The 12,709-nt window shown below is 38.3% G+C and carries 14 protein-coding genes; 7 read left to right on the top strand and 7 right to left on the bottom strand.

The window, feature by feature from the left end; all coding sequences use genetic code 11:
* Positions 1–23 precede the first annotated feature (23 nt).
* The 5 genes from rpsU to nrfA all read right to left on the bottom strand — a co-directional run bounded on the left by rpsU (position 24) and on the right by nrfA (position 4,408).
* Positions 24–239 carry a 30S ribosomal protein S21 gene (gene rpsU, locus ACWIW0_RS05015; RefSeq protein ID WP_157395219.1) on the bottom strand — a complete coding sequence of 72 codons (216 nt, stop codon included), beginning with the start codon at positions 237–239 and terminating at the stop codon, positions 24–26.
* 455 nt (positions 240–694) lie between these two features.
* Positions 695–1,654, bottom strand: coding sequence for a cytochrome c nitrite reductase subunit NrfD (gene nrfD / locus ACWIW0_RS05010; RefSeq protein WP_454452450.1), 960 nt, complete (start codon positions 1,652–1,654; stop codon positions 695–697).
* Positions 1,651–2,337 carry a cytochrome c nitrite reductase Fe-S protein gene (gene nrfC / locus ACWIW0_RS05005; protein ID WP_454446801.1) on the bottom strand — a complete coding sequence of 229 codons (687 nt, stop codon included), beginning with the start codon at positions 2,335–2,337 and terminating at the stop codon, positions 1,651–1,653. Before nrfC ends, nrfD begins: the two co-directional genes overlap by 4 nt.
* On the bottom strand, positions 2,334–2,963 hold the full coding sequence (gene nrfB, locus ACWIW0_RS05000) for a cytochrome c nitrite reductase pentaheme subunit (protein ID WP_454450391.1): 630 nt from the start codon (positions 2,961–2,963) through the stop codon (positions 2,334–2,336). The genes nrfC and nrfB overlap by 4 nt, the downstream gene beginning before the upstream one ends.
* Before the next feature lie 20 nt (positions 2,964–2,983).
* Positions 2,984–4,408, bottom strand: coding sequence for an ammonia-forming nitrite reductase cytochrome c552 subunit (nrfA, locus tag ACWIW0_RS04995; protein WP_454450396.1), 1,425 nt, complete (start codon positions 4,406–4,408; stop codon positions 2,984–2,986).
* A 396-nt stretch (positions 4,409–4,804) separates the two neighbouring features.
* On the opposite strand from nrfA, the gene yidC reads away from it, so the two are divergent.
* Complete coding sequence (gene yidC, locus ACWIW0_RS04990) at positions 4,805–6,436, top strand: membrane protein insertase YidC (protein ID WP_454452449.1); 1,632 nt, start codon at positions 4,805–4,807, stop codon at positions 6,434–6,436.
* A gap of 109 nt (positions 6,437–6,545) precedes the next feature.
* Positions 6,546–7,016 (top strand): YchJ family protein, encoded by a 471-nt coding sequence (locus ACWIW0_RS04985; RefSeq protein ID WP_454452448.1) that lies wholly within the window; start codon positions 6,546–6,548, stop codon positions 7,014–7,016.
* Positions 7,017–7,094: 78 nt separating this feature from the next.
* Here ACWIW0_RS04985 and ffh read toward each other — a convergent pair whose 3' ends face one another.
* Positions 7,095–8,486, bottom strand: coding sequence for a signal recognition particle protein (gene ffh, locus ACWIW0_RS04980; RefSeq protein WP_157395212.1), 1,392 nt, complete (start codon positions 8,484–8,486; stop codon positions 7,095–7,097).
* 251 nt (positions 8,487–8,737) lie between these two features.
* Here ffh and ACWIW0_RS04975 point away from each other — a divergent pair, with 251 nt between their 5' ends.
* Both ACWIW0_RS04975 and ACWIW0_RS04970 read left to right on the top strand, forming a co-directional pair.
* The gene (locus ACWIW0_RS04975) at positions 8,738–9,715 is read left to right on the top strand and encodes a DUF1852 domain-containing protein (protein WP_454452447.1); all 978 of its coding nucleotides are present in this window, start codon (positions 8,738–8,740) and stop codon (positions 9,713–9,715) included.
* A 22-nt stretch (positions 9,716–9,737) separates the two neighbouring features.
* Positions 9,738–10,772: a methionine synthase gene (locus tag ACWIW0_RS04970; protein ID WP_157395210.1), complete on the top strand. Its 1,035-nt coding sequence runs from the start codon at positions 9,738–9,740 to the stop codon at positions 10,770–10,772.
* Between the two features lie 366 nt (positions 10,773–11,138).
* On the opposite strand, the gene ACWIW0_RS04965 is transcribed toward ACWIW0_RS04970, so the two are convergent.
* A complete protein-coding gene (locus tag ACWIW0_RS04965; protein WP_454452446.1) occupies positions 11,139–11,483 on the bottom strand; it encodes a helix-turn-helix domain-containing protein in 345 nt (114 codons plus the stop codon).
* A gap of 127 nt (positions 11,484–11,610) precedes the next feature.
* Between ACWIW0_RS04965 and ACWIW0_RS04960 the strand changes: the two genes are divergently transcribed.
* From ACWIW0_RS04960 to bamE (ACWIW0_RS04950), 3 genes are read left to right on the top strand one after another with little or no spacing between them, the layout of a single operon-like run.
* Positions 11,611–11,859, top strand: a complete 249-nt coding sequence (locus ACWIW0_RS04960; RefSeq protein ID WP_454452445.1) for a hypothetical protein — start codon at positions 11,611–11,613, stop codon at positions 11,857–11,859.
* Positions 11,860–11,874: 15 nt separating this feature from the next.
* Positions 11,875–12,195, top strand: a complete 321-nt coding sequence (gene bamE, locus ACWIW0_RS04955) for an outer membrane protein assembly factor BamE domain-containing protein (RefSeq protein WP_454452444.1) — start codon at positions 11,875–11,877, stop codon at positions 12,193–12,195.
* The gene (bamE, locus tag ACWIW0_RS04950) at positions 12,152–12,499 is read left to right on the top strand and encodes an outer membrane protein assembly factor BamE domain-containing protein (protein ID WP_454452443.1); all 348 of its coding nucleotides are present in this window, start codon (positions 12,152–12,154) and stop codon (positions 12,497–12,499) included. Before bamE (ACWIW0_RS04955) ends, bamE (ACWIW0_RS04950) begins: the two co-directional genes overlap by 44 nt.
* Positions 12,500–12,709: the final 210 nt, after the last annotated feature.

Raw genomic sequence — 12,709 nt, 5'->3', positions numbered from 1 at the left:
CTTGAATAACGTTAAAACGTTAATTAGTATAAACGTGTATTACGTGCGTTCTCACGAGCATTACGTTTAGCGTGACGTTTTGCTAAAGAAGATTTTTCACGTTTACGCACTGCAGCTGGTTTTTCGTAGAATTCACGAGCACGAACTTCTGCTAAAATACCTGCTTTTTCGCAAGAGCGTTTGAAACGACGTAATGCAACGTCAAATGATTCATTTTCACGAACTTTAATTACTGGCATATGCCATCACCTCAAGGAAATATATGTTTAAAATAAGCTGCAATCTATTTCGATTAGTCTGTTTTAGTCTTAATCGTGAGCAGCATAGAACTAAAAAAGGTGCGTCATTCTACCCTAGCATAATCTTTAAGTAAAGGATTAGTTATGGCTAATTTTTACTTTCTTTGTACTTAACTTATTCTTTTCTCAACAAAAGAGCCTTTATCTCAAAGTAGATAAAGGCTCTAGTTATATTTGCAAAGATTAAATGTAATTTAACCAGATTATTGACAAAGTCTTTTTTCATTCGGACGCCAGCGTGGCGTCCCTACAAGAAAAGTTATAACCAATTGAAAAATAACAAATTTTATTTTGTTATGTAGGGACGCCACGCTGGCGTCCGTTTATTGAATACAACAAATTAGGGTTTGTCAGAGGTCTGATTAAATGTAATTTAACCGCTTTTGTCGGAATATTTAAGCAATAGTTAGCTGACCTGCATATAGGATAAAATAACGTAAGCACAAGACGCCAACTAATCCAGCCGTTGCTAACAGTAACATAAAACCTTTGCGATGTTTGAGGCTATGGCTTGCAAGTTGGTTAGCCATAAGCGGAAATAAAATTCCCACTAAAACAACGCCAATCCAAAATACACTTCCCCAAAAACCTGTTAGGGCATTGACTGCTGCTAGTGTCTTTTGTCCGCCACCAAAGTATAGCCCTACAAAGAAAGCAAAAAGTAGTAGGATTTCGATCAATACCGTAGGTGTTTCAAATTTATGTAAAAAGTGAACTTCATCGGAATGAGTTGAGACTTTTCCTACCACTAAGATAGCGATTAAAAGTGCTGCGATACCCGATGACGTACCCGATGCTAAGAATAAAATTGGTAACACAGGGTTGTTTAACATTGGGTAACTAATCAGTGCGGAGAGTAAAAAGCCCGTATAAGCCCCCAACGCTACGGATAGGAAAAGTAAGAATAATTCAATTAAATTAACAAATTTTTCTGCAATCCCAATCAAATTCACAACAAATCTGAGTGATGGAATAAAACGTTCAAGCAAATTGGCAATTAGGTTTTTGAAAATAATCGCTAACCAAATAAATAGTACTGCCATAAAGACTTGGAATAACATTACGCCCATCGACATCACTGAGTCAAATTGGTAATTAAACATTAAATACCAAAATGTCCAAGGGCGAGCAAGGTGGAAAATCAATAATGTTAAACCAATGATTGTTGCCCCTGGAGCCATTATTGCCGCACTACGAATGATCCAACTCTCACTTGGATTAGTCAGTTTATGGCTACGTTTGTATAATACGGCAAGCAATGTGCTTCCTGCTGAAATCCCTAATAAAAAGAGATAAATCGCAATGGTAGAATCCCATACGAGATTAGGCGTTTGAAATGCAACATAGTTGTTCATCGTCTTGGCTCTCCGTGTTCAAATGGGATATGGTAAAGATTAGGCTGTGTGCCTAATTCTACTTTGGTACGATAAACAGGTTTCTGTTTGATCATTTTTGCCACATCACTATTTGGATCATTTAAATCACCAAAAGTTAATGCTTTCGTTGGACAACTTTCTACACAAGCAGGTTGCTTTCCTTGTGCGAGATTAGTATCTCGACAGAAATTACATTTATCTGCGGTTTTCTTCTCTGGATGAATAAAACGCACACGATAAGGGCAAACAGCAATGCAGTACGAACAGCCAACACAGAGATCGCCATTCACATCAACAATGCCTGTACTTTTATCAATAAATGATGCCCCTGTTGGACAAACACTTACACAAGGTGCATTTGTACAGTGCTGGCAAGATTGACGGAAAAATTCATACTTCACATTAGGAAATTCGCCATAAGGTTCACTGCGAATAATTTCTAAACGAGATACACCTTCTGGCACATTATTTGTTTCACGACAAGCATCCATACAGGCTGTACAACCAATACAAGATTGCTCATCGTGTACCATTGCATAACGAATGGTTTTCTTTTCTTTCTCAGTAGCAAGAGTGATTGAGCTTGTTGCAAGCCCTGTTGTACCTGCAACAGCAATTAAGGCTCCCGCACCTGAGACAAAATCTCGACGGGAACAACTCATTTGATTTCCTTAGCTGGCTCTAGCGATTTTGATTTTTTTTCGTGAATACGACTGTGGCAATCAACGCAAAGTTTCACACGTTGTTTTGGTTCAGTCGCTTTCATTGGCTCTTGCTCTGGGTGAAGTTTATGACAGTTTACACACGCCATTTTATTTGCGTGGGTATCGTGTGCCCAAAAGACTTCACGCAATTTATCTGGGTTATGGCAAGCAAAACAGACTTGGTTTTGTTCTTGTGGAGAACGCTCAAGGTCTTTATTTTTAGCTTTACCAAAGGCATTGAAACGCATCACGTCTTTCACGCCTTTACGGTGATTTTCAGAGATATTACCGTGACAACTCACGCAAGTTAAAGGCTTACCTGTATTTGGGCTAACTGTTCCGTGCTGAAAATGTTTGCCGTGATGTTTAAAATTTGATAAATGTCCGTGGCAATTAACACAGTAAGTATTAGGATCACGACGCGCATCTTTTGCAATAGTAGCATCATCTGTATTCTGCTCCCACAATGGCTTGGGTGGTGCTGGCATTTCCGCCATAGCCGTTGATGAAATTGCAAAAAAACCGACTAATGTTACCGCTTGTAGGGCAAGCATTCGCCCTACTTTTGATAAAAAATGTTTCATAATGCACCTCACTTAGCCGATTATTGTTTTGCATCAGCAGGTAATAAACCTTTCTGTTTTGCTTCATCTAACCATTGAGGAACAACAGTGCGTAAGAACTCATCTTTAGCCGCTTGTTCTTTATCCATATCTAAACCAATAACTTTTTGAGCTTTTTCTTTGGTTGAAATATCTGGGAATTGGATTGGTGTTTGCACCCCGTGTTTAGTTAAAATTACTGCTAATTGTGTACGAGCTTCTGCTGCACGATCTAGCCCTGTACCAATAACGTGTAAAATAACATCTGGAGCGTGCATATGGCCGCCGTGCCCTGCTGCTGAGTAATCCCAACGCCATTGAGCGTGGCGAATTGCTTGCAATGCACCTTTCATTTCTTCTTCCGTTGCACCAGCTTCCCAAGCAGCTTTCGCTTCAAAGTGAGCTTTCACGATTTGATCTTCTAAACGGATCATTACATCTTTGATCTGTTTTTTATGTTCTTTCACACGAGCTTGTAAACTTTCTTTACTTTGTTCGTGGCAAGTTTTGCAGGTATGTTCAAAATTATCGAATGGATTACCAATTTTGTGATCGGTATAAACTTTACCATCTTTACTTTCTACTTTCGGCATATGGCAATCAATACAAGTTACGCCATTTTTACCGTGTGTACCAAGTGACCAAGTTTCAAAATCTGGGTGCTGTGCTTTTAGCATTGGTGCTTTAGATAAACTATGTACCCAATCGGTAAATTTAATTTCATCATAGTATTTTTCGATACTATCAACATCAACACCTTTATCCCAAGGGAATGTTACTGCTTTTTCTTTACCCGCAAAGTAGTATTCTACGTGGCAGTTTGCACATACAGCAGCTCTTTTGCCGTGTTTTTCTAAGGTATCGAATTTCCAACCAATGGCTTCTAAAGCACGCATAACGTGTGGTCTAGCAATTCTTAGTGCAGGCTTACCGTCTTTGAATTCTTGGGAGGTTGTATCGTGGCAGTCAGCACAACCGATAGCATTTACCATTTCTGCACCATATTTTGACCATTTAGCATCAAAGTAGCCTAGCTCACCTTTTTCAGCGATTAAACGTGCTACATCAGGGCCTTTACAGGTCCAACACGCCATTGGCTGCGGGCCACTATTTTCATCTTTTGGAGCCCCTGTACGCAAAATATTACGCACATCGGTAATAGCATAGAAGTGACCACGAGGTTTGTTATACTCTTTTGAGAAAGCATAACCGCTCCATAAAATAACTAAGCGAGGATCTTCTTCTAACGCAGAGACAATCTGCTCTGATTCGGCTGTTGCCGCCCAAGATTGGTATTGCAATGGAAATTGTTCTGCAAATTTATGATTTGCAGATTCAATTTTTAAATCTGGTTTTGGGCCTTCAAATTCTTTTGCTTCACCTGCCCAAGCAGATTGTAAACACCCCAACATTGCGATTGTCGCCATAGCGAAACCACGCTTTAAAACATTGCTTACTCGTTTCACGAGAGCCTCCCACAATTAAAATCAAAATGATAACTTTTCTTATTAAAACAATAAGATAAATCTATTAATACAAAATGAAGATTACTTAAAAACAGAGAAATTTACTAGGATTTACCTTCTGCTTTTTTTGAAATACATCAAACTTTTTGCAAAAAAATAACGGAACGGAATAAGAAAAACTAATTTGCTCTAAAAATAATCAACTATCGATTTTTATCTCTTTGTTTGATCAAATTCGTAAAAAACTTATCAGAAAAGACCGCTTGTTGTTCAAAAGTTGGTTGGATCGTTTAACAACCTATATTAAAATAGCTCTTTTTAACCTAGGGATTTCCCTTTAACCACAGAGAGCTTAAAATGAACTCAAACCGTAGTTTACTGATTATGGGCTTACTTCTTGTGTCGTTCTTGATTTTTACGCAATGGCAGCAGGACTATAATCCTGAAATCCAAGCACAAAAACAGGCACAAGCCCAACAACAAGTTGCCCAATCGAGTGATGTACCTGCATCGTCTAATGCAAGTTCACCTATTACTGAACAATCAACTAAAGGCAAAACAATCACGATTGAGAGTGATGTATTACGTTTAACCGTTGATACATTAGGTGGTGATGTTGTTGATTCGGATCTATTAAAATTCAATGCGGAACTTAATTCTCAAAACCCATTTGAATTGTTACAAGATAACGGAAAAATCCAGTATATCGCCCAAAGTGGTTTAGTCGGTAAAAACGGTATTGATACCAATTCTGGCCGTGCTCAGTATCAAGTAACAGCGGATAATTTCCGTCTAGCCGATGATCAAAATGAACTTACTGTTCCGTTAGTATTAGAAAAAGATGGTGTAACTTATACCAAAACCTTCACATTAAAACGTGGTAGTTATGATATTGCGGTAAATTACACTATTAAAAATAACAGTGCTGAAACTGTGGAAGTTCAACCTTACGGGCAAATTAAACATACTTTAATTGAAAGCTCAGGTAACTTCGCAATGCCAACTTATACTGGCGGTGCTTATTCATCTTCAGAAGTAAACTATAAAAAATATAGTTTTGATGAGATGGCAAAAGCAAACCTATCTATTGATACCAAAGCTGGTTGGGCGGCAATTTTGCAACATTACTTTGTATCTGCTTGGATCCCAAATCAAGATGCCGAGAATAACCTTTACACTCGCACAGCAAATGGTGTAGGTACTATCGGTTATCGTGGCCCTATTACTCAAGTTGCTCCAAATAGCGAAGCAACCATTAAGAGCAATTTATGGACTGGCCCGAAAGACCAAGATGCAATGGCTGTAGCAGCAAATAACTTCGATTTAACCGTAGATTATGGTTGGGCTTGGTTTATTGCAAAACCACTATTTATGCTTTTAACCTTTATCCAAAGCCTTGTAACTAACTGGGGTATTGCAATTATTGGGGTAACAATTGTAGTAAAAACAATTCTGTACCCACTCACCAAAGCTCAATATACCTCAATGGCAAAAATGCGTATGTTACAACCACGCATTCAAGAAATGCGTGAGCGTTTCGGTGATGACCGCCAACGTATGAGCCAAGAAATGATGAAATTGTATAAAGAAGAGAAAGTAAACCCAATGGGTGGTTGTTTACCAATTCTGTTACAAATGCCAATTTTCATCGCACTTTATTGGACATTTATGGAAGCAGTAGAACTTCGCCACGCTCCATTCTTTGGCTGGATTCAAGACTTATCGGCACAAGACCCATATTACATTCTGCCATTACTAATGGGTGGCTCTATGTTCTTATTACAAAAAATGTCGCCAACACCAGTTGCAGATCCAGTACAACAGAAAGTAATGAACTTTATGCCTGTACTCTTTACGGTATTCTTCTTATGGTTCCCGTCAGGCTTAGTACTTTACTGGCTAACATCTAACCTAATTACGATTGCACAACAGTGGTTGATTTATCGTAACTTAGAGAAGAAAGGTTTACACACTCGTGTGAAAAAATAATTCTATTTAGTTGAAAAACCTGTGTTCTTGAGCACAGGTTTTTTATTTCAAATTCATATAAGCATTCAACCCTAACAAGCGGTCAGTTACCGCCGATTTTTTACAAGTTATGACACAATTATGCCCTTGCCAATCTGGAAAAACCTATCAGGAATGTTGTCAGCCATTTCATCTTACACAACAATATCCTAGTACAGCAGAACAGCTAATGCGTTCACGTTATTCTGCTTATACTCAAGTAAACATTGATTATATTGTGGCAACCACAGTGCCAAACCAACAAGCTCTACTTGATACGCAAGCGATGGAACAATGGGGTAAATCAACTCGTTGGGCAGGATTAGAAATTTTGGAACATAGGCCTGCTATTTCAAAACAGCATAGCACCGTAGAATTTAGAGCCTTATTCCAAACTGAATCAGGTATAGAAGCTCATCACGAAATTTCGCTATTTGTGAAGATCAATAATCGCTGGTTTTTTGTCGATCCTACTGTTCCACTACCTACACAGAAACAACCTTGTATCTGTGGTTCAGGCAAGAAATTCAAGCATTGCTGTGGGATATTAGCTAATTTATAATGAAATTTAGGGAGGTAAACACACCTCCCCATAGTACATTTGTTAATAATCTTGGAACACAAGAGTGTATTACTAGTACTACTTTTTCCCGAACATTCCACCTAAGCCACCAAGTCCGCCTAGACCACCGCCCATCATTCCTTTCATTCCACGCATCATTTTAGCCATTCCGCCTTTACGCATTTTTTTCATCATACGTTGCATTTCATCAAATTGTTTGAGCAATTTATTCACATCTTGAACTTGAGTGCCTGAACCTAACGCAATTCTACGACGGCGAGAACCTTTGATAATATCAGGGTTTGCTCGCTCTTTTAGTGTCATTGAGTTGATGATCGCTTCCATTTTGATGAACATCTTATCATCAACTTGGTTTTTAACGTGATCAGGTAAATTTTTTGCACCAGGGAGCTTTTCAAGCATTGACATCATTCCACCCATTTTTTTCATTTCAACAAGTTGATCGCGGAAATCATCAAGGGTGAAGTCATCGCCTTTTTTGAATTTAGCTGCCATTTTCTCAGCTTTTTCTTGATCGACCGAACGTTGTAGATCTTCAATCAGAGAAAGCACATCACCCATACCTAAAATACGAGAAGCGACACGATCAGGGTGGAAAGGCTCTAAAGCATCAGTTTTTTCACCCACCCCTAAGAATTTAATTGGCTTACCTGTAATTTGACGAATGGAAAGTGCCGCACCGCCACGAGCATCACCATCTACTTTGGTTAAGATAACCCCTGTTAATGGTAGTGCTTCATTAAAGGCTTTTGCGGTATTAGCTGCATCTTGCCCCGTCATTGCATCAACCGTAAAGAGTGTTTCAATCGGGTTTAATACGGCGTGAACTTGCTGAATTTCACTCATCATTTCACTATCAACGTGTAAACGACCTGCGGTATCAACAATCAGCACATCAAAGAAATTAAGTTTAGCGTGCTTTAAAGCATTTTCAGCAATTTCAGTGGGTTTTTGGTTGGTTTCACTTGGGAAAAACTCAACTTTTAAGGCTTCAGCTAATGTTTGAAGCTGTTTGATCGCCGCAGGGCGATAAACGTCAGCCGACACAACCAGCACTTTCTTCTTGTGACGTTCTTTTAAGAATTTTGCGAGTTTCCCCACAGATGTCGTTTTACCCGCACCTTGTAAACCCGCCATTAAGATAACTGCAGGTGGCTGTGTGGCTAAATTCAGCTCCTCATTTGCTTCGCCCATCGCTTTTTCAAGCTCGGCTTGTACGATTTTTAGGAACTCTTGTCCTGGCGTTAAGCTTTTATTAACTTCTTCACCAATAGCACGTTCTTTGACTTTATTGATAAATTCACGCACCACTGGTAAAGCTACGTCAGCTTCTAGTAATGCCATACGCACTTCACGTAAAGTATCTTTAATGTTGTCTTCGGTTAAACGCCCTTTACCCGTAATGTTTTTTAGTGTTTTGGATAATCTATCCGATAAATTCTCAAACATAGTTCTCTCGTATGTAAAATTTTGTGGAAATCTGACCGCTTATATGCAGTGGAATATTGTCATTATACAAAAAAAGAGTGGAAGGCGGAGTTATATCTTTGCATAATCTTTGATTTCCCAACGTAAGTTATATTGTTCCTGTTATTCAACTTGAATAATTTTCATAATAAATACTAAAATTTATCATTTTGATTCACCAAAAAATTGTGATTTAATTTACCAATTTTAAAAAATAAGTAGGAAAAAACAGAATGACAACCCAATTCCAATGCCGTGTGCATACTGAAAGATTTGATGAAAATTACGAGCCTGCGAACAGTACTCGCTTAACCACCAACTTTGCTAACCTTGCTCGTGGCGAGAACCGTAAAGAAAACCTGCAAAACGCAATTGCAATGATTGATAAACGTTTTAACGATTTGGCGAATTGGGATAATCCGACTTCGGATCGTTACTCTGTCAATTTGGATATTGTTTCTATTGATCTTGATGTAGAAGGTAAAGGTGAGTTTTTCCCTGCATTAGAATGTCTTAAAACATCTGTAATTGACAAAAAAACGGGTAAAACTATTGATGGTATAGTGGGTAACAGTTTTTCTTCTTTCGTGCGAGACTACGATTTTAGCGTATTACTGCTCGATCACAACAAAGATAAGCCTGAATTTACCGTACCAGAAGGCTACGGAGATCTGCACGGTAAATTGTTCAAACATTTGCTAGCTTCTCCTGAATATACTGCACAATTTAAAAAGCTACCCGTGATCTGTTTGAGCGTGGCAACTACCCGTACTTACCACAAAACCACCAATGTTCATCCGATTTTAGGTGTAGAATATGAACAAAACGACTACTCATTAACCGATGCCTACTTTGCGAAAATGGGTTTAAAAGTGCGTTACTTTATGCCACCGAAATCAGTTGCACCTTATGCATTCTATTTTGATGAAAATGCGGATTTGTTGAACGATTACACCAACATTGAGCTAATCAGCACGATTGCGACAATGGAAGCGTTCCAAAAAATTTACCGCCCAGAAATATATAACGCGAATTCAGTGGCAGGGCAGGTCTATAAACCGAGCCTGACGAGCAAAGATTATTCTCTAACTAAAGTTGAATATGACCGTATCGAACGTGCTCAACTTGCCGTTCAACAAGGAAAATATGCCGAAGAGCATTTTATCAAACCTTATAAAGCGGTATTAGATGCTTGGTTAAATGAAAAATAATGAATAAAGGACAACATAAATTATGAGCAAAATTCTTTTACCCACTTCCACCGCAGGCAGTTTGCCGAAACCGTTTTGGCTTGCTGAACCTGAAAAACTGTGGTCTGAATGGAAATTTAATGGCGATGAGCTGTTACAAGCTAAACGTGATGCGTTGTTGATCTCCCTTGCGGAGCAAAATGCAGCAGGGATTGATATTGTTAGCGATGGTGAGCAAACTCGTCAGCACTTTGTGACAACATTTATTGAACACTTAGAAGGCGTAGATTTTACCAAGCGTGAAATTGTGCGGATCCGCAATCGCTATGATGCGAGTGTACCCAGTGTGGTTGGAACGGTTCGCCGTCCAAAATCAGTATTTGTGGAAGATGCAAAATTCTTACGTCAGCACACCGATAAGCCGATCAAATGGGCGTTACCAGGCCCAATGACAATGATCGACACACTGTATGATGGTCACTACAAAAGTCGTGAAAAATTAGCGTGGGAATTTGCCAAAATTCTCAATGAAGAGGCGAAAGAGTTAGAGGCGGCAGGTGTGGATATTATTCAATTTGACGAACCTGCATTTAATGTCTTTTTTGATGAACTCAACGACTGGGGTGTGGCAGCACTAGAGCGTGCGGCGGAAGGTTTGAAATGCCAAACGGCAGTACATATCTGCTACGGTTATGGTATCAAAGCTAACACCGACTGGAAACAAACGCTCGGCGGCGAATGGCGTCAATACGAAGAGAGTTTCCCGAAATTGCAACAATCTAAAATCGACATCATCTCGCTTGAATGCCAAAATTCAAAAGTGCCGATGGACTTGCTTGAATTAGTTCGTGGCAAAATCGTGATGGTCGGGGCGATTGATGTTGCCACCAACGTAGTCGAAACGCCAGAACAAGTCGCAGATACACTGCGTAAAGCGTTGCAATTTGTTGATGCAGACAAACTCTATCCAAGCACCAACTGCGGAATGGCACCTATGCCACGCCATATCGCTCGTGCAAAACTCAATGCCTTGAGCCAAGGGGCTGCGATTGTAAGAGAAGAATTGATCGGGAAATAGTGAAAATAGGGTAGATAGGATTGTGAATACCGTAGGGTTTACCTATGGTCAGATTATTGACAAAGTAATTTGATAGCTTCTTATCTTCCTTACTTCATTGTATATTCTGCCAAATCTCCCCTAACCCCTCTTTGCTAAAGAGGGGGATTAGATCACAGAAAGTTATACATTCATCAGAAAACTCAAAATCTTTTTAAAGAACTTCGATATTGAATTTTCGTTTGTACCAGTTCCCCTCTTTAGCAAAGAGGAGTTAGGGGAGATTTGGCAGAATATACAACGAAGTGAGAGAATGATAAGACAAGCGGTGCGTTTGTAGAGGAAATTTGCAAAATTCTTTATAAATCTCACCGCTTGCCAATGTATTTAATTATTTTTGCGTAATTCCTTTAACAGAGGAATAAACAACGTCTTCTGTGAAGCACTCAACTCTTGCCAATGGCGATCTAACTCCATTTCATCATTATTCCAACCAAACTCTTCCATACAATCCGCAAAAAAGTAGCTTATCGGTGTTTTTAAGAATGTTGCAATCGCAACCAAATGAGCCATATTGATTTTATTTGTCCCACGTTCGTAGCGGGAGAATTGAGGTTGAGAAATATCCACACATTCAGAAAGTTTTTCTGCCGTAAAACCCAACTCCTTACGTCTTCTTTGAATACGTTGCCCTATTAATCGATCAATCTCACTTGGAACAAATTTCGCCATATACACACACTTAGAATTATTCTATAAGTGCATATTTTCGTAGTTTTTATTCTTGCAATAAGCATCATAAAAGCATAGAATTTCAATAAATTCATTTATGTAATATTTTGAGATAAGGAGCATAAAGATGAATAAATTTGTTGTAACGCAACTCAGTATACTCACGCTTGTAGGCTGTGCATCATCGGGTACTTATGTCAACTCCAGTTTGCTTGCTCCAGGTATGACAAAGCAAGAAGTCATTTCCGTATTAGGAAAACTACCAGATAAAAAAGAAGCGAGAGGTAAAAAAGAACGGTATGACTACGCTAATGTTGAAATCTGTTTTGATGAAAATGGGAAGTTATATGAAGCTTCGGTAATTTGTTCTATTTAATAAAAGGAAGAACTGATGAAAAAACTATTATCTATTTTATTTGTATGCACGTTTCTTTCAAGTTGTGGCTCTATCCCTCCTAACACTAACTATGAAACACTATCAAGAAGTTTAGTGGTAGGAATGACAAAACAAGAAGTCATTTCTATCTTAGGAGAGCCTACTTCTAAAGAAATAAAAGGGAAAAAAGAAACATATAACTATAACTCTACAGGAGTATATCGTGTCATATATCAGATTTCTCCAGTCCCTCTACCTCGCCAAAGTACGTCTTATTTGCACGCCTATTTCAATGAAAATGGGCTATTGGAGAGCTTTAATGCGAGTACTTATTAAACCAATAACCTTTATGATACTTCTTGCTGGGTGCCAACAAACACCTTCTCATATTGCTATTCCAGAGATTAATAAACCGATTAATGATGTCGAAAAAATTATTAACAATATTCATATTGGCATGAATAAGAAACAAATTATAGAAATTTTGGGATCCCCACTTACTACTGAAGCGGATAAAAATAAAGAATGTTTAACTTACCCACTCACCACAAGATATAGCACAGAATTCATCTTGTTACTCGAGAGAGGTGTTTTGACTAAATACAACAAAAGTCAAAAATGTATTGATTTATTTAAATAGGAGAATATTGTTATGAACACTAATATTTTTTCTGTAAAGCAAAGTTACGTTTAATTAATAATAACGTTAAAACTCATCAGGAATTTATCGATTTACTAAAAGAATATAATTATTCTTTTGAAAAAATTGAAAACGAAAAATTAGAAACAAACAATGATGTACAACAAGTCCTTATATTTACCAAAATATTTGATATATCACATAGAAATA

This window comes from Ursidibacter sp. B-7004-1 (assembly GCF_053654055.1).
Note: the sequence above shows the minus strand (reverse complement) of the source record. Positions and strands in the feature narration are given on the sequence as shown.

Coding starts and splice junctions, on each gene's coding strand:
- rpsU (WP_157395219.1), bottom strand. CDS start 239: ATGCCAGTAATTAAAGTTCGTGAAAATGAATCATTTGACGTTGCATTA.
- nrfD (WP_454452450.1), bottom strand. CDS start 1,654: ATGAACAACTATGTTGCATTTCAAACGCCTAATCTCGTATGGGATTCT.
- nrfC (WP_454446801.1), bottom strand. CDS start 2,337: ATGAGTTGTTCCCGTCGAGATTTTGTCTCAGGTGCGGGAGCCTTAATT.
- nrfB (WP_454450391.1), bottom strand. CDS start 2,963: ATGAAACATTTTTTATCAAAAGTAGGGCGAATGCTTGCCCTACAAGCG.
- nrfA (WP_454450396.1), bottom strand. CDS start 4,408: ATGGCGACAATCGCAATGTTGGGGTGTTTACAATCTGCTTGGGCAGGT.
- yidC (WP_454452449.1), top strand. CDS start 4,805: ATGAACTCAAACCGTAGTTTACTGATTATGGGCTTACTTCTTGTGTCG.
- ACWIW0_RS04985 (WP_454452448.1), top strand. CDS start 6,546: ATGACACAATTATGCCCTTGCCAATCTGGAAAAACCTATCAGGAATGT.
- ffh (WP_157395212.1), bottom strand. CDS start 8,486: ATGTTTGAGAATTTATCGGATAGATTATCCAAAACACTAAAAAACATT.
- ACWIW0_RS04975 (WP_454452447.1), top strand. CDS start 8,738: ATGACAACCCAATTCCAATGCCGTGTGCATACTGAAAGATTTGATGAA.
- ACWIW0_RS04970 (WP_157395210.1), top strand. CDS start 9,738: ATGAGCAAAATTCTTTTACCCACTTCCACCGCAGGCAGTTTGCCGAAA.
- ACWIW0_RS04965 (WP_454452446.1), bottom strand. CDS start 11,483: ATGGCGAAATTTGTTCCAAGTGAGATTGATCGATTAATAGGGCAACGT.
- ACWIW0_RS04960 (WP_454452445.1), top strand. CDS start 11,611: ATGAATAAATTTGTTGTAACGCAACTCAGTATACTCACGCTTGTAGGC.
- bamE (WP_454452444.1), top strand. CDS start 11,875: ATGAAAAAACTATTATCTATTTTATTTGTATGCACGTTTCTTTCAAGT.
- bamE (WP_454452443.1), top strand. CDS start 12,152: ATGAAAATGGGCTATTGGAGAGCTTTAATGCGAGTACTTATTAAACCA.